At 30.6% G+C, this 21,789-nt stretch carries 16 protein-coding genes; 8 read left to right on the top strand and 8 right to left on the bottom strand.

The features are described from left to right. Window positions 1–9: 9 nt before the first annotated feature. Window positions 10–3,159: a UvrD-helicase domain-containing protein gene (locus ACVC08_RS04475; RefSeq protein ID WP_452601147.1), complete on the bottom strand. Its 3,150-nt coding sequence runs from the start codon at window positions 3,157–3,159 to the stop codon at window positions 10–12. A 125-nt stretch (window positions 3,160–3,284) separates the two neighbouring features. Here ACVC08_RS04475 and ACVC08_RS04470 point away from each other — a divergent pair, with 125 nt between their 5' ends. Beyond that, the gene (locus ACVC08_RS04470; protein ID WP_452597435.1) at window positions 3,285–3,893 is read left to right on the top strand and encodes a superoxide dismutase; all 609 of its coding nucleotides are present in this window, start codon (window positions 3,285–3,287) and stop codon (window positions 3,891–3,893) included. A gap of 510 nt (window positions 3,894–4,403) precedes the next feature. Here ACVC08_RS04470 and ACVC08_RS04465 read toward each other — a convergent pair. Then, complete coding sequence (locus ACVC08_RS04465) at window positions 4,404–6,302, bottom strand: amidophosphoribosyltransferase (RefSeq protein WP_452597436.1); 1,899 nt, start codon at window positions 6,300–6,302, stop codon at window positions 4,404–4,406. 101 nt (window positions 6,303–6,403) lie between these two features. Further along, window positions 6,404–7,330: a PfkB family carbohydrate kinase gene (locus ACVC08_RS04460; RefSeq protein ID WP_452597437.1), complete on the bottom strand. Its 927-nt coding sequence runs from the start codon at window positions 7,328–7,330 to the stop codon at window positions 6,404–6,406. A gap of 170 nt (window positions 7,331–7,500) precedes the next feature. Between ACVC08_RS04460 and ACVC08_RS04455 the strand changes: the two genes are divergently transcribed. The 3 genes from ACVC08_RS04455 (at window position 7,501) to ACVC08_RS04445 (ending at window position 10,012) form a co-directional block, all read left to right on the top strand. Continuing rightward, window positions 7,501–8,472 (top strand): sensor histidine kinase, encoded by a 972-nt coding sequence (locus ACVC08_RS04455; protein WP_452601146.1) that lies wholly within the window; start codon window positions 7,501–7,503, stop codon window positions 8,470–8,472. Window positions 8,473–8,586: 114 nt separating this feature from the next. Continuing rightward, window positions 8,587–9,279, top strand: a complete 693-nt coding sequence (locus tag ACVC08_RS04450) for a LytR/AlgR family response regulator transcription factor (protein ID WP_452601145.1) — start codon at window positions 8,587–8,589, stop codon at window positions 9,277–9,279. A gap of 34 nt (window positions 9,280–9,313) precedes the next feature. Continuing rightward, window positions 9,314–10,012 carry a hypothetical protein gene (locus ACVC08_RS04445; protein ID WP_452601144.1) on the top strand — a complete coding sequence of 233 codons (699 nt, stop codon included), beginning with the start codon at window positions 9,314–9,316 and terminating at the stop codon, window positions 10,010–10,012. Window positions 10,013–10,114: 102 nt separating this feature from the next. Here ACVC08_RS04445 and ACVC08_RS04440 read toward each other — a convergent pair whose 3' ends face one another. After that, window positions 10,115–12,208 carry a S46 family peptidase gene (locus ACVC08_RS04440; RefSeq protein WP_452601143.1) on the bottom strand — a complete coding sequence of 698 codons (2,094 nt, stop codon included), beginning with the start codon at window positions 12,206–12,208 and terminating at the stop codon, window positions 10,115–10,117. A gap of 205 nt (window positions 12,209–12,413) precedes the next feature. Here ACVC08_RS04440 and ACVC08_RS04435 point away from each other — a divergent pair, with 205 nt between their 5' ends. Then, entirely contained in the window at window positions 12,414–13,562 is a 1,149-nt protein-coding gene (locus ACVC08_RS04435) for a methionine aminotransferase (protein ID WP_452601142.1), read from the top strand. Window positions 13,563–13,579: 17 nt separating this feature from the next. After that, a complete protein-coding gene (locus ACVC08_RS04430; RefSeq protein ID WP_452601141.1) occupies window positions 13,580–14,362 on the top strand; it encodes a nitrilase family protein in 783 nt (260 codons plus the stop codon). Here ACVC08_RS04430 and ACVC08_RS04425 read toward each other — a convergent pair. Together ACVC08_RS04425 and ACVC08_RS04420 are read right to left on the bottom strand one after the other, a co-directional pair. Continuing rightward, on the bottom strand, window positions 14,346–15,962 hold the full coding sequence (locus tag ACVC08_RS04425) for an Ig-like domain-containing domain (protein WP_452601140.1): 1,617 nt from the start codon (window positions 15,960–15,962) through the stop codon (window positions 14,346–14,348). The genes ACVC08_RS04430 and ACVC08_RS04425 overlap by 17 nt on opposite strands. A gap of 114 nt (window positions 15,963–16,076) precedes the next feature. Next, window positions 16,077–16,754 carry a ComF family protein gene (locus ACVC08_RS04420; protein ID WP_452601139.1) on the bottom strand — a complete coding sequence of 226 codons (678 nt, stop codon included), beginning with the start codon at window positions 16,752–16,754 and terminating at the stop codon, window positions 16,077–16,079. A 170-nt stretch (window positions 16,755–16,924) separates the two neighbouring features. On the opposite strand from ACVC08_RS04420, the gene ACVC08_RS04415 reads away from it, so the two are divergent. Both ACVC08_RS04415 and ACVC08_RS04410 read left to right on the top strand, forming a co-directional pair. Next, window positions 16,925–17,788 carry a hypothetical protein gene (locus ACVC08_RS04415; protein WP_452601138.1) on the top strand — a complete coding sequence of 288 codons (864 nt, stop codon included), beginning with the start codon at window positions 16,925–16,927 and terminating at the stop codon, window positions 17,786–17,788. Between the two features lie 64 nt (window positions 17,789–17,852). After that, window positions 17,853–19,394, top strand: a complete 1,542-nt coding sequence (locus ACVC08_RS04410; protein ID WP_452601137.1) for a glycine--tRNA ligase — start codon at window positions 17,853–17,855, stop codon at window positions 19,392–19,394. Between the two features lie 92 nt (window positions 19,395–19,486). Here ACVC08_RS04410 and ACVC08_RS04405 read toward each other — a convergent pair whose 3' ends face one another. Together ACVC08_RS04405 and ACVC08_RS04400 are read right to left on the bottom strand one after the other, a co-directional pair. Further along, complete coding sequence (locus tag ACVC08_RS04405) at window positions 19,487–21,376, bottom strand: OmpA family protein (protein ID WP_452601136.1); 1,890 nt, start codon at window positions 21,374–21,376, stop codon at window positions 19,487–19,489. A 13-nt stretch (window positions 21,377–21,389) separates the two neighbouring features. After that, the coding region (locus ACVC08_RS04400; protein ID WP_452600935.1) for a type IX secretion system membrane protein PorP/SprF at window positions 21,390–21,789 on the bottom strand (400 nt) is incomplete at its 5' end.

Genomic DNA, 21,789 nt, shown 5'->3' with positions numbered 1-21,789 from the left:
TAGGGGTAACTAATAGTTAAGTATTTTAATGTCTTCATTTATATAAATTAACACTTTGTCTAGGACTGCTATATTCATATCTTCTAAAACATCTTGATAGTCTTGTAATTGATGTTGGTATTTTGGGTTATGTAAACCAGTTTTATAATCTATTATAACTGCTTGGTTTTTATTATTTATTACTAAACGATCTGGCCTTAAAATGTTTCCAGATTTAGTAATAATATCGCGTTCATTATATATAGTATGAGTTGCGTTAAAGTAATTTTTAAGTTTTGGATGTTCTACTATCTGTAGTATAGTAATTTTAAGAGCTTCTGCTTGTTCAGTATTAATAGTTCCTGAGTTAATAAAATCATTAATTACAAAATCAATATCTTCTTTTGTGTTTATATGTGCCATAATATCGTGAATAAGATTTCCTTTTTCTATCGCATTTTGTTGTTCTGTATCCCATAGGTATCCAGAGTTTGAAATTACTTTTATATTATGGTCCTTTTTAGCCGTTGTAATAAATTCTTTTTGCTCAATAGTGTTATTACTGTTGTCTTGAGTTTGTTGTGTTCTTTTTGGGTTTCCGAAATTATAATTTAATTGTCCCTCTTGCCATTTTCCTGTTTGTATTAAAAAATTAATTAATAGCCCCGAATATGTTTTTGAATTAACAACTCCTTTTTGCGAAATGTCTTTTTTACCTATAACATACAATTGTTCTATTGGTCTAGTTAATGCAACATATAATAGGTTTAAATTATCTAACTCTAATTCTGCCTGATGTTTTTTGTGAATGCGCAATCCTTCATTATCATAAAACTCGAAATCTTTAGTGTAATTAAGTAGTGTGTATGAAAAACCATTGTATTTATCTTTATCTATTTTATACCATTCTTTAGGCTCTATTTCATTATAAATATCTAATTGAGCATAAGGGAATATAACTACAGGGAATTCTAATCCTTTAGATTTATGAATGGTCATTATCTGTACTGCATCTTGATTTTGAGGAGATACAATACTTAAATTGTCTTTCTTTTTATTAAAATAGTCTAGAAAACCTAAAGCATCTGATATGTGTTTTTGAGAATACTCTAAAACGATATCTAAATAAAATTGAATGTAAGCATTAGAGCTTTTAACAAGTTTAAAAACTCTAACAATAGTTTCTGCTACATCGTATAAAGGTTCTTGTATAAGTGTTTTGGGGTTAATATTAATATCGAACTGTTTAAAACTTTCAAATAGCTCGTTTAGCCCTAAATGAATATGCTTTATGAAATACTCATGTTTGTCTTGTATGTTATAAGTCTCAGCTAAATAATCTAAAACGTAGATTTTAGAATCTTTATCTTTTGAGTTTAATAGCAAGTTTAATATACTATTTATAAAGCGAACTTCTGGTGCATTATTAATTAGCATCGTTTCAGACGATGTTATTTTTAAACCTTCATTACTTAAAAACTCAGCAATGGCAATGCCTTCTTTTTTCTTTCTAACGAGTATGCAGATGTCTTTTAGTTCGTATCCATTTTCTATACAAGAGTTAATGGTGTCTAGAACTTGTTGAGAATACTTGTTATTAATATTATCTTCTTTGTCGAAATCTATAAAATTTAAATCGACATAGCCTTTATTCTCTATAAACAGTTTTTGACCTGCATTTTCATAGAGTTTAGCATAATCAAGATCACTAAAGGAGACAGACGATAGGTATTTAAAAAAGTCATTATTAAAATTAACGATATTTTTAAAACTCCTATAATTACTCTCCAATCTAACATTGTACGGTGTAATATGAAATGGGCTTAAACCATTACTTAAGTCTATAAACTGTTCTGCCTTTCCGCCACGCCATCTGTATATTGCTTGCTTAGGATCACCCACTAGCATTGTGGTCCCTTTTTCCCCTTTTAAGTTTTCACCAATAAGGGTGTTGTCTACCAATGGAATTAAATTTTCCCACTGCATTTGTGAAGTATCTTGAAACTCGTCTATAAAATAATGACGAAATTTCTCTCCCATTCGTTCATATATAAAAGGCGTAGGTTGGTCTTTTATTTCTTCGCTAATAATACTATTAAATTCTGAAATTAGCATTTTATTCTGGTCGGCCTTGATAATGTTTAACTCATTATTAATGGCATTTAAAACAGATAACGGTGTTATGTTTTTATAAAAAGCTTTTAAAAATTTAAGATGAAAAACAGCTGACTTAGTGTCTTGATAATACGTGCCTATTTGTGGCAATATAGAATCAATTACACTTGCTTTAGAAGGATCTGATGTTTTGTTATAAATTTTTTGGCCTTCAGCAATGTTACTTTCTAATTGATTAGCATATAACCCAAAAAAGTTAAGTTCTTTTGCTTTCTTAAAATGATTGGGAAGTGTCCCTCTAGAAAAATCTGAAAATTCTAAGCCATTATTTTGTATAAGCTGTAATGCACCTTCTGCTGTGTCTATAACTATTTGCTCTGCTTTTTTTATTTGCTCAATTAGTTGTTGTTTTAACGTTTTAAAATCTTCAAGCGTTTTATCTTCTAAAGTTTTTACATAGTCTAAATCATTTTCATTAATTAATAGCGAAGCAATAGCATTAAAATCTCTAGAAACATCCCAACTTTTATCGTCATCGGCTTTTTCTAAAGCAAAATCTATTAGCACCTTTGTTAAGGTTTCATCGCTACCAGCCTTTGCAATCAAGCTGTCTACGGCTTCGTTAAGTAAGGCATTAACATCTAATTCTACTTCAAAATTTAAGGGTAGTTTTAAATCATGAGCAAAGGTTCGTATAAGCCTGTGGTTAAATCCATCTATAGTAGAAATATCGAAAGCTGCATAATTATGTAAGATACTATTAAGAACGTCTTGAGACTTATTATGTAGTTTTTGAGGCGAAATAGGTAACTCTTCGCAAATAGCTTTAAACATACTATTTGGCGTTTCTATAATAGCAGTATTAGAAAACAGTTTTAGCATTTCCAGAATACGAGCTTTCATTTCACCAACCGCTTTATTAGTAAATGTAATTGCTAAAATATGTTTGAATTGTTCTTTTTTATTTGAAGCAAATAGTATTTTAAGATATTCTTTTACTAGTGTAAATGTTTTTCCGCTTCCAGCAGAAGCGTCATAAACACTAAAAGAATGGTCTTTGGACATAAGAGTTTAAATTTTGAGACAAGATAAAAACAATCAATGATTTCATAACTATTTATTATTTTTTATTGAGTTCTTTTATCCGTAAATTTGATCAAATTTAAATTAACAACATAAAATTTTTTATTATGGCTTTTGAATTACCAAAATTAAAATACGCGTATGATGCATTAGAACCAAATATTGATGCACGTACAATGGAAATACATCACTCTAAACACCATAACGGTTATACAACAAAGTTAAATGCTGCTATTGAAGGCACTGAATTAGAAGGACAGTCTATTGAAGCTATTCTTACCAATTTAGATATGGATAACAAAGCAGTAAGAAATAATGGTGGTGGGTTCTATAACCACTCATTATTTTGGGAAGTGATGAATCCTGAAGGAAAAGGACGTTTATCTGGAGAATTAAAAGATGCTATAGAAGCTGCTTTTGGTTCTGTTGACGCTTTTAAAGATGCTTTTAGTAAAGCTGCAGCAACACAGTTTGGATCTGGGTGGGCATGGTTATGTGTGCATAAAGGAGGAAAGGTAGAAGTGTGTTCTACACCAAACCAAGATAATCCATTAATGCCAGGCGTAACTTGTGGCGGAACACCAATTTTAGGTTTAGATGTATGGGAACATGCTTATTACTTAAATTACCAAAACAGAAGACCAGATTATATTAATGCATTTTTTAATGTTATTAATTGGAATGAAGTAGAAAGACGCTATGCAGAAGCTAAGTAATTTTTAATTACAGTTTTATATAAAAAAGCAGGCTTATTTTAAGCCTGCTTTTTTGTATTCTATATTAAATAAAAAAGCTGGACGAGAGTCCAGCTTTTTTGCCCCAAATCTACCATGAACTTAACCTACTTATGTTATGGTAAGTTCAAATATAATCAAGAGTTAGGTGAGTTGCGCCTTTTTTTAGATTAAAGGTTTTAAAAATCGATTAAATGTATTTAAGTGCCCTTAAAAGCCTTTTAGTGATGCTATTAGAGTATAAGTTGAAAATAAAAAAGATGAACTCTCGTTCATCTTTTTTGTCCCAAATCTACCATGACTTAACCTACTTATGTAATGGTATACTATTATAACTTTAAAGTGCTACATTTATTGTTTAAATACTTGACTATTTTTAATAGTAAAATATAATACTATGTATAGTGTTGTTTTTTAGTGAGGTATAAAAAAGCTGAATTGATTAATTCAGCTTTTTAATTATTATAAGTACTATATGTTATTGTTTAATTTTTAATAGGCTCTTTCTTTGTTGCCTTCGTAAAAATTTATAAAAGCTCTGTTTACAACTCTATTACCTCCAACAGTAGGGTAATCTCCTGTAAAGTACCAGTCTCCTAAATTATCTGGACAAGCTTTATGTAGGTTTTCTACAGGTTGGAAAATAATATCTACTTCTGCATTAACCGTTTCATCGCTTAATAATACAGCAATTTTTTTAGAAATTTGTTCTGGTGTAAATTGGTCGTAAATCTCTTTTACAAAGTTTTTAACATCTTTGTCTTCTAAGTCTATCTGTGCTTTACACTTTTTATAGACTTCTTCAACAAGGTTATATTTATTGTTATCTTTTAATAATGCTAATGCCGCATTGAAGGCGACTAAAGTTTCTAAGTTAGCCATATCTATACCATAGCAATCTGGATAACGAATTTGCGGAGCAGAGGAGACAACTACAATTTTTTTAGGGTGTAGTCTATCCATCATTTTAATAATACTCTTTTTAAGCGTGGTACCACGAACAATACTATCGTCTATTATTACTAAATTGTCTGTAGGTTTAATAACGCCGTAGGTAACATCGTATACGTGGGCAACTAAATCGTCACGACTGCTATCTTCTGTAATAAAGGTTCTTAGTTTAGCATCTTTAATAGCTATTTTTTCAATACGTGGCCTTTCAGATAAAATATCAATAACGGTTTCGGCACTCAAGCCTCCTTTACCATCTAAAATGGCTTGTGTTTTTTTCTCATTAAGGTGAGCTTCTACAGTTTCTATCATTCCAAAGAAAGAGGTTTCGGCTGTATTAGGTATGTATGAAAAAACAGTGTTTTTAGTATCGTTATTAATAGATTTTAAAACTTGTGGCATTAATAATTTCCCTAGTTCTTTTCGTTCTTGGTAAATTTCTGCATCACTTCCACGAGAAAAATAAATACGTTCAAAAGAACAGGCTTTACGCTCTAAAGGTTCTAGTATTTTCTTAATAGAAACTTCTCCAGATTTTTTTGTTATGATTGCATGGCCTGGATCTAGCTCTTTAACATCATTAAATTCTACATTAAAAACCGTTTGTATTACGGGGCGTTCTGATGCAATTACAACTACTTCATCATCTTTATAATAATAAGCTGGGCGAATTCCTGCTGGATCACGTAGTACAAAAGAATCACCATGTCCCAGTAAACCAGCCATTGCATAACCACCATCCCAGTTTTTAGCGGCACGCTTTAATATTTTAGCAACATTTAAACGTTCTGCAATTAATGGAGAGCATTCGTTTTTATTGTAACCTTCTTTTTTTAGTTTTTTATAGATTTTACTTACAGAATCGTCTAAGAAGTGACCAATTTTTTCCATTATAGTAATGGTGTCGGTATACTCTTTTGGGTGTTGTCCTAAATCTATTAAGTTTTTAAATAGCTCTTTAACATTGGTCATGTTAAAGTTTCCTGCCATAATAAGGTTTCTGTGCATCCAATTATTTTGTCTTAAAAATGGATGTACACTTTCTACACTATTTTTTCCAAAAGTTCCATAACGTACGTGACCTAAAAAAACCTCTCCTATGTACGGAATGTTCTTTTTTTGTAACGCTACATCATCATTATATTCTGGGTGATCTGTAAGTTCTTTATTTATTCGTTCGTTAATTTGAGCGAAAATGTCTTGTATTGGTTGTTGTTGTATAGAACGAACTCTACTTATATAACGTTCTCCTGGTTTTGTATCTAATTTTATACTTGCAAAACCAGCACCATCTTGTCCACGATTGTGCTGTTTTTCCATTAATAGATACATTTTGTTTACCCCATAAAAAGCGCTTCCGTATTTTTCTTTATAGAATTCTAATGGCTTTAGTAGTCTAACCATTGCAATACCGCACTCATGCTTTAAAATGTCACTCATTGTTTAGTTGTTGTAGTCGTTGTATTTTTATTAATTCTGTTTTACAGAAAAGGCAAATATATATTTAATAAAAAACGCGCTCAAATTTTGAGCGCGTTAGTTTATGTTAATTTAATATCGAATTGTGTTAAATCCTTAAATTGTTGTAGACGTTTATAAACTTCGTCTTTAGTTAAGCTTTCCATACGCTCTGTTCCAAATTTTTCAACGCAAAAGGATGCTAATGTTGAGCCATAGATTACTGCATTTTTCATGTTTTCAAAAGAGATGTCTCCTGTTTTTGCAATATAACCTGCAAAACCTCCTGCAAAAGTGTCGCCAGCTCCCGTAGGATCAAATACCTCTTCTAAAGGTAAGGCTGGTGCATAGAATACATTATCATCATGAAATAATAAAGCACCATGTTCTCCTTTTTTAATCACAACATACTTAGGTCCCATAGTATGAATTTTACGTGCTGCCACTACTAAAGAATATTCTCCAGTTAATTGTCTAGCTTCTTCATCGTTTATAGTAATTACATCTACGTTTTTAATAACATTTAATAAATCGTCTAATGCAATATCCATCCAAAAATTCATAGTATCCAAAATTGCTAATTTTGGCTTTGTATTCATTTGGTCTAATACACCTTGCTGTACTATTGGGTGTAAGTTTCCTAGCATTACTATCTCTGCATCTTTATAGCTATCTGGAACTACTGGGTTAAAGTGTTCTAATACATTAAGTTCTGTAACTAATGTATCGCGAGAGTTCATATCGTTATGGTATTTACCACTCCAAAAAAAGGTTTTTCCTTCTTTTACAATTTCTACTCCAGAAATATCTAAGTTTTTATTTGTTAAAAGGTCTAAATGCTCTTGTGGGAAATCTCCACCTACAACAGAAACTAATGCTGCATCTACATTAAAATTAGATGCAGATAAACCAATATAAGTGGCTGCACCACCAAGTATTTTATCTGTTTTGCCAAAAGGGGTTTCAATAGCATCAAACGCTACTGTACCAACTACTACTAATTTGCTCATAAAATGAATTCTAAATTCTGTGCAAATATAAGTTTTTTTAATATTTCGTTATTATTAATGTAATATTTGATGGCGTTTTTATTTTATATGCTGTTTGTATACTTAACTAGTGGTTTTATACATTAATTTTGAAGGTTTAAGTACTTCTTGCTATTTTCGGGTTTTATATTATGACTTTTTTAAAAAAACATACTTCACAAATTTTGGTGCACCTTTTGTTTTGGGCACTTTTTGTTATTGTGTCTTTGTTTCTGTTTTCTAAATATTACTGGAGAGAAAATCCGTTTTTGCAATATGCATCTATTTTAGTAGTTATTGTATATGTAAATAACTTGGTGTTACTACCATTTTTTGTTAAGAAGCGTCTCTATGCTCTTTATATATTTGTATTTGCTGCTATTTCTTTTTTTGCAACACAATTGTATTGTAATGTTTTTGCGCAATGTGGTTGTTCTATTATGAAGTGTTTAAGTGATTACTTATGGCAAACATTGGTGCCTTTAATATTTTTCTCTTTTGTTTGGGTATTGTACCGCTTTATAGATAAGCAAGAAGAAGTAGAACGTATTAAGAAAGAACATACCGAAATGGAGCTTAAGTTTTTAAAATCTCAAATAAATCCGCATGTTTTATTTAATAATTTAAATACCATTTACTCGTATGCCATAGAAAAACCAAACGAGGTGCCTGATCTTATTTTAATGCTATCGGATAATTTAAAACACGTATTGTACGAAAGTAATGCCGAAACTATTTCGTTAGAAAAAGAACTTCAGTTTCTAGATAATTATATCAAGTTTCAGAAATTACGAACCGAAGGTGTAAAACAGATTTTTTATGCAACCGAAATAGAATCTAAACATAACGTTATTGCGCCTTTATTACTCATTACTATTATTGAAAATGCTTTTAAGCATAGTACTTTAAATAGTGATATTTCTATTTCTATTAAAGAACAAGATGCTGTTTTAGTTTGTACTTGCTCTAACGATTATAAAAAAGATAGTGTTACAACCGAAGACTTTAATATTGGGCTGCAAAACTTAGAAAAGCGATTGCAATTGATGTATAATAATAGGTATGAGTTTACTATTGTTAAAGGAGAACAATTTGTAGTCACCTTAAAACTGAATTTAAAATAGAATAAGTCACTTCGAGTAATTTTCTATAGAAAATTGTATCGAGAAGTAATTTAGAATTTTAAGTTTATATATTGAATTAAATATTTTTTGATCTCAAAATTTATAAGAAAATCTATGACTTGTATAATAATAGAAGATGAAATTCCTGCTCAGAATATATTGAAAAACTATTTGAGTAAGTTACCTAGTATGGAACTTAAAGGTGTTTTTAAAGCAGCAATAGAAGCCAATACTTTTTTAAATACAGATACTGTAGATGTGGTGTTTTTAGATATTAACCTACCCGATATAACTGGAATAGATTTTATAAAAACGATTAAAAATCCACCAGCTATAATAATGACAACGGCTTATCCTGATTATGCTGTGTCTAGTTTTGAATTGGATACTATTGTAGATTACTTAGTGAAGCCGTTTTCTTTCGACAGGTTTTTAAAAGGCATAAACAAAGCCAAGGAGCGTATTGTAAAACCCGAGAATACTTCTACAGCGAAAAAAGAAATGATTTTCCTTAATGTAGATAAAACGCTACATAAAATTGTATTACAAGATATTTTGTATTTAGAATCTGATAGAAATTATATTACGGTTGTTACTAAAACACAAAAATTGTCTTATATCGATTCGCTTAAAAACTGGAAAGAGAAGCTACCTGAACATGAATTTATACAGATACATAAATCATATATTATTAATAGTAAGTGTGTAGATAAAATAGCAGGTAACGAATTGTATATAAATACAAATAGATTGCCAATAGGAAGAACTTATAAACAGGAACTACTACAACGTTTACAAATTGTTTAAAAATTACTGGAATACTTTTTGATAATTCTTTGTCATGAAAAATTTCAGCTTTTTAAATATCGGGTCTATTATTTTAACTGTTTTTCTAACTGTATTTGTTACTTCTGTACAAGAATCTCAGGAAAGGATAATTTATAAATCTTTACCAAAAATAAAAAAGGGATATAGTACGGCTAATTTAGGAAACGAAAACCATAGACTAAAAAGTACTAGATATAATATAGGATATATAGGTGCTTTAATTCCTGAAATTAGATGGGATAATTCTTATGCAAGATCGCATGCATATATTGTTGATATTGATAATTATGAAAAGGAAGGTTTAAAAATTGTAGTGGACACAACTCAAATTATATATAAACTTTCAGAAGGTGATTCTGCAAGTAAGTCCCATCCTGTTTTTATTTATAACTCATCGTATAAAAACTATATTGTAGGTTTAGGGACTATTTTATATATGCATTTAGAAGCTAAAAATAGAAAAGGAGAGTGGAAACCAATAGAAAAGCAATGGGGATATTTCTGCGGAACAGGGATTTACACTCATATTTTAAAACCAAATAATATCTGCGTATCTTCAGTATATAAATACTCCGGAAACTTTAAAACTAAATTAAGGCTAAAACATTTAGGTAATTATTCTAACGAGTTCGAAGGTTATGTTAATCTTGATGAATTTGGAGAGTATGATACAAAAGAAAACGGTTATAGAGTTGTTAAAAACCCTAAGTAAGTTAAACTACAAAGAAAACCTTTACTGTTCATAAAGGCTTCTTTTAAATATAAAAATATTGTAATAATACTTAATGAGATTCCTGCCTGCACAGGAACGATACTATTTCTTCTTAGGGTGTACTAACTTCATTTCATCAATTAAATGCGTAGCTCCAGCGTATTTGTCTATAATAAATAATACGTAACGTAAATCTACCATAATGTTTCGGCAAATCTCTGGGTCGTAATTCATATCGCTCATAGTACCTTCCCATACACGATCGAAATTTAAACCTATTAAATTTCCTTCAGCATCAATAGCTGGGCTTCCAGAGTTTCCTCCTGTGGTATGGTTTGTTCCTATAAAACATACTGGTACTTTTCCGTTAGCATCTGCATATTGACCATAGTCTTTAGTGGCATATAAATCACGTAATTTAGCAGGAACATCAAATTCGTAATCGCCAGCAATGTACTTTTCCATAATACCATCTAAGTAGCTTACAGGTTGGTAGTACACGGCATCTCTTGGCGAATAGCCTTTAACTTGACCGTAAGTAACACGCAACGTACTGTTAGCATCTGGAAAATAACGTGCATCTGGTAAAGCTTCCATTAAGGCTTTCATGTATTGTTTTTGAAGCGCAGTGATGGGTGCATTTTTCTGTTGAAACTCTGCATCTATTTTGCTCATAAATGCCTCTATTAAAGGTTTTGCATATTTATAAGCTGCATCTTTATTAAGACGTTTTAAAACGTCTTTAGGTTTACCTTCTAATAATTTTAATGCAGATTCTAAGTTAGTAAATGCAGTATTTTCATAAATAGAGGCATCTACAGTATTTGTGTAAAAAGGCATTACTGCTTTATATACCTCTCTATCTACCTGTACATCATAATTTTTATGAATACCTTTTAATCTTGAAATTAAAGAAGCCTTAGCATTTTCAAAATTTTGAATATTTGCATTAGTCGCCATTTCCATTTGGAAGGCTCTAAACGTCATTTGCATTAACTCATTTGTTACTAAAAAGACCTCTATAAAGTTTCTTCTTTTAATATTTATATCGGCGAAATCTTTATATAATTTATCAAATTCTGGTAGTATATTACCGTATTTAGATTCTAAGCCTTTTGTTTTTAGTGCTTTTGTGTACTCTGCTTCAAATGCTTTTCTTTTAGCAACAGCATTACTTTTTTCAATACCTAGATTTTCTCCTATCCATTTTTTCCATGCATTTGCAATTCTAGCTTGTTTAGAAGCGTACTTAATTCTTACTGCATCGCTAGTTTTCATTTTAGCATCAATGACTTTTAATGCCGCTTCACGAATGGCAATATTACTTGGGTTAAACTCTTTGGTTATGTGTTCTATTGCAACAGCAGGGAGGTATTCGTTTGTTCTACCAGGAAACCCAAATACTAAAGTAAAATCACCTTCTTCTATACCATCTAAAGAGACTGGTAAGTAGTGTTTTGGTTTGTAAGGTTTATTGGTTTTAGAATATTTTGCTGGACGATTGTTTTCGTCTGCATAAATTCTAAACATAGAAAAATCTCCTGTGTGTCTTGGAAATACCCAATTGTCTGTGTCGCTACCAAATTTGCCAATACTTGTTGGAGGGGCACCAACCAAACGTATATCTTCAAAACGTTCTGTAATAAATAAAAAGTACTGATTGCCTTTGTAAAAGGCTTTTACTTTTGTGTTTTGCCAAGCTTCCTTTTCGGCTTGTTTTTGTATTGTATTACTATTTTTGTCTATAATAGATTGTTTTTCTGTCTCCGACATGTTATCTGTTATTCCAGAAAACACACGATCTGTAATATCCTCAATGCTTACAATGAACTCAACATACAAATTTTCGTTTGGCAATTCTTCATCTAAATTCATGGCCCAAAAACCATCTTTTAAATAATCGTTTTCTAAAGAAGAGTGTGATTGAATTTGCCCAAAACCACAGTGGTGGTTTGTTAGTATTAATCCTTTATCTGAAATAATTTCGCTTGTACAACCTCCATTAAAGTGGCCAATAGCATCTTTTAAACTAGAATTGTTAACATCATAAATGTCTTTTGCTGAGAGTTTACTACCAAGCGAGGTCATTTCATCTTCGTTCATACCTTCTAATAACGAAGGGATCCACATACCACCTTGTTGTGCAGAGACTTGCAAAGTGATAAAAAGCACTAAAAGCGTTTTTAATAATTTCATAATAAGTTAGGTCTTTGTTTGGGATGTGTCCTTTATATATTCATCATAAAGCTACCCCAAAGATAAAAAACAAGATTTTAAATCATAGTTTTTTAGCTGTTTATTGTTTTAAAGAGTATTAAACTTTTTTCAATTGGTTAAAAAATACTATTTTTCATTACATTAAAAAAGGAGTTTATAAAACTAGACTATTTCAAAATTATACATGAAGCACATTTCAAAATTACCAACTGTTGGGACTACTATATTTACAAAAATGAGTGCTTTGGCGAATAAGCATAACGCTATTAATTTATCTCAAGGTTTTCCAAATTTTAAAAGCGATAAGCTGCTTATAGATTTAGTAAGTAATGCTATGCAATCTGGTTATAATCAATACGCGCCAATGGCTGGTAGTTTAGATTTACGTGAAGCTATTGCTACAAAATTTATGAACCTGTATAATACTAGTTACCATCCAGAAAGTGAAATAACTGTAACTGCTGGTGCAACACAAGCTATTTATACTATTATATCTGCATTTGTAAGAACAGGTGATGAGGTTATTATTTTTAAACCAGCTTATGATTGTTATGAGCCAGCTATTACAGTTAATGGAGGGAAAACTATAGCTGTACAATTAGAGGCGCCAAATTATAGTGTAGACTGGAAATTAGTAAAGCAAAAAATAACAGATAAAACGAAATTAATTATTGTAAATACGCCTCATAACCCTAGTGGCACTATATTTTCTGAAGCAGACATGCTTGAATTAGAAAAAATAACAGAAGGTACAAATATTATAGTATTAAGCGATGAAGTCTATGAACATATTGTGTTTGATAAAAAAGAACACCAAAGTGCTTGCTTGTTTAAAGGGTTAAAATCTAGAAGTTTTATAACCGCATCTTTTGGTAAAACTTTTCATAATACAGGGTGGAAGATAGGATATTGTTGTGCTCCGAAAGTATTAATGGATGAGTTTAAAAAAGTACATCAATTTAATGTGTTCTCGGTTAATCACCCTATGCAAAAGGGTCTGGCAGCGTATTTAAAAACACCTAGCCATTATACCGAATTATCAGATTTCTTTCAAGAAAAACGAGACTTGTTTTTAAGTTTAATAAAAGACTCTAGTTTTCAATTTAAGCCTTCAGGAGGGACTTATTTTCAAGTGTTAGATTATTCTAAAATAACAGAGGAGTACGATGTAGACTTTGCAAATAGATTAACAATAGATTATAAAATAGCATCTATACCATTATCTGTATTTAACGATAATGGTATAGATAATAAAGTTCTTCGTTTTTGTTTTGCAAAAACTAATGAGACTTTAAAACAAGCCGCAGAGATATTAAATACAATAGAGTTTTAAAATTAATTATTTTAAATATGCAAGAAACATTAAAAGTAGCAATAATTCAATCTAATTTAGTGTGGGAAAACCCAATACAGAATAGACTAAATTTTGTAGATAAAATAAATAGTATTACTGAGACTATAGATGTTGTTGTTTTACCAGAAATGTTCACTTCTGGTTTTACAATGAATGCAGAAGTTGTAGCAGAAACGATGGATGGAGAGACAGTAAATTTGTTAAAAGAATTAGCATTTAAAAAGCAAATAGCAATTACTGGAAGTCTTGTTATTAAAGAGGACAATAAGTATTATAATAGGCTAGTTTTTATTAAGCCAGATGGCACTCTTGAAAGTTACAATAAGCGCCATGGGTTTAGTTTAGCAGGGGAACACAAAGTCTTTACGTCTGGTACCCAAAAGCTAATTGTTAATTACAAAGGGTGGGCTATTTGCCCTTTAATTTGTTACGATTTGCGTTTTCCAGTTTGGGCGCGTAATACAGAAAATTACGATGTTGTTTTGTATGTTGCCAACTGGCCCAAACCAAGAATCTCAGCTTGGGATGCTTTATTAAAAGCAAGAGCTATAGAAAACATGAGTTATACTATTGGTGTTAATAGAGTAGGCCTTGACGCTAAAAACTATGAGTATTCTGGACATTCTGCTGTTTATAATGTTTTAGGAGAACAGATAACTTCTATAGCGCCTAATAAGGAACAAATAGAAATTGTAACACTATCTAAAACACACATAGAAAAACATAGAAGACACCTAGGGTTTTTAAATGATATGGATACTTTTAATCTAAAAGTGTAAATGGTATTATTTCTTCAAAACCAGCTTTAGCTTCATAAGGCTCTTTTGCATAACTTACACGTTCTGGTTGTATCCCTTTTAAATAGTTTCCAGAGTCGTAAACCCCATTTTTATTGGTATCGTAAATAACTCTAAGGTAATATTTGCTAGGTTGAATATCGTTAAAATCAACAGGTTTTGGTTCTGTTAAGTAATTTTCAAATTTAACGACTCCTTTATCATCGGTTAATTGCACAATAACTGGGTACAACGCATTGTTTAGCACAATTCGTGCATTACCAAAACTGTTTTTAGATATAGTTCTAAGACTATAGTTTAAAGTATCATTTTTGTTTTCAAAAAAATCAGTTACCGCTTCAGGAAGCATTTGTATTTTATACCTGTTATCCTCGGTTTTATTAAATAAGAAATTGTATTTATTATTTAAACTATCGTAAGAAGCCGTGTAGGCTACAGCAGTAGAATCTTTGTCTATAATACTTATTTTACTTTTGTCTAAATTTATAAAAGGGATATTACCTTGTATACTAAAAGGTTCATTAAACCTTATACTTCCTGTTGGATAAGGTTTTATAATTAAAGAGTCTCTTAAATTATCTTTTATTCTTACTTTAAAAGTGTCGATCACACTTTTATTAACCACTCGGTACAGTAAGGAGTCTACCTCTAGTTTTGGAGTGTAAAAGTAATTTAATGTATCTGTTTTGGGGTCTTTAAAGTAGCGTGATTTATAGTCGCTAGGAACTTTAGAAATCACTTTTATTTTTATGTTTTCATAATCACCTTGAAACCCAAAAGCAATTTTTTCTCCAGAAACTAAATAGGGTTTAGACGCTTTATAGTCTATAGCTTCTTTAAATAGCTTTAAATTATATAGTTTATCCGTTGAATCTTGCTTGACTTCTATTGGTGTTTCATAAAAACCAATTTTATCAGAGCGTTGTTGAAATTTATTATCAGAATTTTTGTCTTTTAAGGCACGAAGATAGTATTTACCCGCTTTGATATTTTCAATAGTAAAATTTGTAGTACTATCTAAAGTGTTAGTAATGTATTTTGGTGTCTCTTTGTATATTATAGAATCATTATATGTAGAGTCTGCCTCATATAATACTACAGATACAAATTGGTCTGTAGAATACTCTAGGGCATCCTTTACACTTCCTTTTACAGTTAAGGAATCTATATAACTTCCTGTAGACAAAACATATCTAAAGTATTTAAAAGGGTTTTCTTCGTTATTGTCTACAATGCTGTTTCCAAAATTAAAGGCATATGTTGTGTTGGGTTGTAATGTATCGTAAATTTTAATTTTTATGTATTTGTTAGCCCCGCTTATAGGTGTAATTTCTGGAGATGTAGACATTGGTGGTGAAATAATAAGCTGTTTAGATAATTCTTTAAGCTTAACATATTCATTAAAATAAATTACAATTTCATCTCCTTTAAAATTAGTAGTATAATTTTCTGGTATTGATTTTACAATTTGTGGAGGTGTTACATCTTTTGGACCACCTGTAGGTGAGCCTCTGTTAGCACAGTTTACCAAAACCAAGGCAATAACAACTATAAAAAGAAGATTAATAATTTTATTCTGCATATTTTTTCTCTTTACCATCTAAAAATGACTACTTGGCAAATTAACAATTTATTTGCGTACTAACGAAACACTATGCGCCTTTAGTATTGAGCTTTATAAAGAATTTAACGTTAGTTAAGCAATAGCCATGGTTGCAATACTAATTTTTACACTGTCTGCTTTGTTAAGCTCCAAAATACAGGCTTCTAATGTAGCTCCTGTTGTTATAATATCATCTACTAAAAGAATATGTTTATTTGCAATACGGTCTAGATTCTCTGTAGAAAAAACTTCTGTATTGTTGTTCCATCTGGCAAATCTTTTTTTAGTAACTTGAGAGGATGTGTTAGTTACTTTTATTAAAACATCGTCTATATACTCTGCATTTAAAGCTTCGGTTATTTTTATTCCAAATTTAGAAACCTGATTATAACCGCGTGTTCTTTTTTTATTTTTATGTAATGGAACTGGAACTACTATATCTACAGTCTTGTAGTGCTCAATCTCTTTAAGCTCTTCACCCAGCCAAGTTCCTAAAAATAGCCCTATGTTTTCTTGTCCTTTGTATTTTAACCTGTGTATTAACTGTTGTACAATCCCTTTTTTTTCAAATCTAAATAAAGCTGTAGCTTGTTCAATTTTAACGCGTCCGTAAAAAATCTTTTTAACAGTATCATCATTAGCTTTATGAAAATTAGTAATGGGTAAATTATGTCTACAATCTGTACAAATGTACTTTTCGTTATCTCCTAAATATTGAGAACAACAAGTACAAGTTTTTGGAAAGAAAACATTAAGAATTGATGAGAGCATTAATGATTATTAGTTTTCTTATTAAATGTACAAAAATGAAATGGGATTTAATGATATCATAATAAAATTAGTATTAATAAGTTTTTTAACAATTATTTTATCATTTTGTCGATTAAACAAGTTGGTATAAGCTTATTTTGCTAGTTTAGTCGCAACATAACATAATTAGAATGATAGTTAACCCTCAATTTTTTAACTACAGATTGATTATTGGTTCATTGGTTATAGTAATTGTTAGTTTGGTTACTTTGGGGTATTTAAAATATAATACACTAAAAAAGAATCAGGAATTTATAACACAAGAAAATAAACTTGTGGAAAATGAATTGTCTGAAATGATTTCAAGTTACGAAAAGATGGTTGTAGAAAACCAAAATATAAATGTAGAACTTGAAAAAACGAAGCAAAAAATTAGTAGAATCTTAGATTCTGTTAAAACACTAGAATCAAATGTATCCTTAATATCTAGTTACAAAAAGCAAATAGAAGACTTTAAAGCAGAGCATAAAGAAATAACGTCTATTGTTAATGATTTAAAATCTGAAAATATAACGGTAAATAAGAAAGAAAAGTTAAAGAATAATGTACAAAAAAAGTTAGGCTCTAATAGTGAAAATTATACTAAAGTAGAGTCGCCCAAATCTAGTTTAACTGTTTCTAGCTTTACGGCAGAAGCTGTAAAACGTGTAACTAGAAAAAGAATTATTAAAACCAAATACGCTAATAATGCTAAACAAATACATGTTTGCTTTACATTAGAAGATAGTACGTTTACACAAGAAGAATATAAAGATATATATATTCAAATTTTAAACCCTAAGAATAATATTATAGCAGATAAAGGTGTTGTAAATTTTGGAAAATCATCTTTAATATATACAGAAAAACTAGGTATTGATTATGATAATAAAACTAAAAAAGTGTGTTCTTTAATAAAAACAGACGCTAGTGATGCGTTAGTTAAAGGAACTTATTTTGTTAGCATATATCATAAAGCTGTTCGTTTAGGTAATACAACCATTGAATTAAAGTAAAATACTCTCACAATTTTTACAAAACCGCTCTATTTGTTTGGAGCGGTTTTTATATTTTTGCGCTATGGCAAATCAAGACGATAAATTTAAAAAAGTAATATCACACGCTAAGGAATATGGGTACATATTTCAAAGTAGTGAAATATACGACGGATTAAGTGCAGTATACGATTACGCACAAAACGGAGTCGAGTTAAAAAAGAACATAAGAGATTATTGGTGGAGAGCCATGGTACAGATGAATGACAATATTGTAGGATTAGATTCTGCTATATTTATGCATCCTACTACTTGGAAAGCTTCTGGGCATGTTGATGCCTTTAATGATCCATTAATAGACAATAAAGATTCTAAAAAACGCTATCGAGCAGATGTATTGGTTGAAGATTATTGTTTAAAGATTGAAACAAAAATTGAAAAAGAAGTTAAAAAGGCGGCTAAACGTTTTGGAGACGCTTTTAATAAAGCTGAATTTGTTTCAACAAACCCTCGTGTTTTAGGATATCAAGAAAAAATAGATACAATATTATCTCGATTAGGGAGCTCTTTGGAAAACGAAGATTTAGCAGATGTAAAGGCGCTAATTGAAGAATTAGAAATAGCAGACCCATTAACAGGAAGTAAAAACTGGACGGATGTTAAGCAGTTTAACTTAATGTTTGGTACTAAGTTAGGAGCTTCTGCCGAAAGTGCTATGGATTTATATCTAAGGCCAGAAACTGCTCAAGGTATTTTTGTAAACTTCTTGAATGTTCAAAAAAGTGGACGAATGAAATTGCCTTTTGGTATTGCACAAACAGGAAAAGCGTTTAGAAACGAAATTGTAGCAAGACAATTTATTTTTAGAATGCGCGAATTTGAGCAAATGGAAATGCAATTTTTTATTAAACCAGGAACACAAAGTGAATGGTTTAAGCATTGGAAAGAAGCTAGAATGAAATGGCATTTATCTTTAGGCTTAGGCGAAGATAATTATAGATTCCATGACCATGAAAAATTAGCACATTATGCTGATGCGGCAACAGATATAGAGTTTAAATTTCCGTTTGGATTTAAAGAATTAGAAGGGGTCCATTCGCGTACAGATTTCGATTTAAAAGCGCACGAAGAACATTCAGGCAAAAAGCTACAGTATTTCGATCATGAAGAAAACAAAAGCTACACACCTTATGTTTTAGAAACGTCTATAGGTTTAGATCGTATGTTTTTAGCAATATTTTCTAATGCACTTACAGATGAGCAATTAGAGGATGGAACTACTCGAACTGTATTGCGTTTACCTGCTGTTTTAGCACCTTATAAAGTAGCAGTTTTACCATTAATTAAAAGAGATGGATTACCCGAAGTTGCTAAAAAGATTGTAGAAGATTTAAAATGGGACTTTAATGTGGCTTACGATGAAAAAGATGCTGTAGGTAGACGTTATCGTCGTCAAGATGCAAATGGAACACCGTATTGTATTACTGTAGATCATGAAAGTTTAGAAGATAACACTGTTACTATTAGACATAGAGATACTATGGAACAAAAACGTGTTAAAATAGAAGATATAAGAGCAATTATTAAACAAGAGGTAGATGTACGTACTTGGTTAATGAAAATGTAGATTACAGCGCTTTATATAATAAAATAAAAAACCAGCTTCAAAAAAATAAATGAAGCTGGTTTTTTATTTAAAATACTTTTAAAAGTAAAAAATTAGTTAGTTTTTTGGGCCACCATAATTATAAATTCCGAACGGCGATTGGCTTGATGTTGTTTTTCTGTACATTTATTACCACATTTATATAATGGCTCACTTTCTCCCATGCCTTCTCCAGAAATTCTTGAAGCATCAATACCTCTAGAAATAATATACTCTACAGTAGATTTCGCTCTTTTACCAGATAGTTTTTTATTATAAATAGCTTTACCACGACTGTCTGTATGCGATTTTGCATTAATAACCATATTAGGATAGTTCTTCATTATTAAAACTAACTTATCCAGTTCTAATGCACCTTGACTAGTAATATCCGCTTTATTATAATCGAAATAAATAGGCTCTAAAAGAACACGGTCTGCAACAATAATCTTTTGTATAGGATCTAGTTTAAATTCTATATTAAGAGTTTCTTCTTGAGTTCCAGGCGCATTTAAAGTATTGTTTTCGTAAGTTTCAGCAGTTGCTGCAAGATTAATAGTACTACCACATTCTACATTAAACAGAATTTGTCCTTTAGCATTACTAGTTTTAGAAGTAATAATCTTACCATTATCATCTAATAAAGTAACTATTGCATTTGCTATAAGTATACCGGTTTCAGAATTTTTTACAGTAATTGTAGTCTCTACATTGCATAGAGGTTGCATTTTTTTAATAGCATATATATCATCGCTTCCTTTTCCTCCAGATCTGTTTGAGGATACAAAGCCATCTCCTGATGCGTTTATAGTAAATGCAAAATCATCTGAATTACTATTTATTGGAGCTCCTACATTACGTAACGGAGATAGTTTTTTATTAGTTTCTGTTATAAAAAACACATCTAAACCTCCAAGACCTAAGTGACCATTTGAAGAGAAGTATAATGTGTTGTTCTCACTAATAAACGGGAACATTTCTTGCCCTTTAGTATTAATTATATTTCCTAAGTTTACAGGTTTACCTAATGCTCCATTATTCTTTATTGTAGCTTTATAAATATCAAACCCACCATAACCACCAGACATGTCCGAAGCAAAGTATAAGGTTTTACCATCTCTACTTATAGAAGGGTTTTTAATAGAGTAGCTCTTTTTGTTTATTGGTAATGCTTTTGCTTTACCCCATTTGTCTCCTTTTTTGGTCGCTTTAAATAAATGTAAAACACTAAATTTTGTGTTTGAACCAGCACTCTTATCAAAAAAACTTTCTCTAGAAAAATACATTGTTTTACCATCTGGACTAAAAGTGACTAATCCTTCATGGTATTTGGTATTTATATTGTTGTTTAACAAGGTTTCATTACTATATGCACCGTTATTAACAGTATAGCTATAAATGTCTAAATAAGGCTGTTTATTCCAGCCATAATTATTCCTTGAGTTATTTCTAGCTGAGGTCATATAAAGTTTTTTGTCTAAAACCATACCTCCAAAGTCTGAAGCTTTCGAGTTAATAGCTAAATTTTTAATGGTAACTTTATTTGGTCTGGCTAAAATTTTATCCAAATAATTAGGGTTTGCTATAAACGCTTTTGCTCTAGTGTCTTTTGGGGCAGAAGCTGCAAATTCATTCATTTGAGTATTTGATGCTTGGTACTTACCATTTGCTTTAAGCATTTGTGCATACCTATAAATGGTTTCTGGATCTTTAGAGTTTTCTAAAGCTTTAGCATACCAACGTTCTGCTTCAACAGTGTTGAAAATATTATAATTGGCTTCAGCTAAACGCCTATATACGTAAGCATCAGCTTTTCCATTTTTAACGAGTTTATTGTAAGCTGCTATAGCATTTACAAATTCAAGTTTATCAAAATACTTGTCAGCTGTTTTGGTGGCTTTATTTTGAGCCACCAATATACAGCTGCTTAAGCAGATTAATACTACTACTAGTATATTTTTCATATTATTTCAGTAATTAGAAATAACGTGGTGAACGAGAGACTTTCTTAGGTAAGAAAATATCGAAGTTTATAAATATCTCATGAGACGAGTTTGTAACAACATTTAAGTCTGACTGTATACTATCGTAAGCATAGCCAATTCTTAAATTAGGAGATATCATAAAGTTTATCATACCACTAAATGAGTCTTCTAAACGGTAACCTGCTCCTATTTCTACTACATTGTACATAAATAGGTTTAAGTTAACATCGTAACTTACTGGAGCATCAAAAGCTAACTTTGCTAATGCATGAGGCTTTAACTTAAAGTTTTCTGATAAATCAAAGACATAACCTGCTGCTGCAAAGAAATGCTCTCTCTCAGACCCTATTTTTGTTCCATTTAAGTCTAAATGCACACCATTTAATATATTT

It is taken from the genome of Pontimicrobium sp. MEBiC06410 (genome assembly GCF_053601615.1).
The sequence above is the reverse complement of the archived record's forward strand: the minus strand, read 5'-3'. Positions and strand labels throughout refer to the sequence as shown.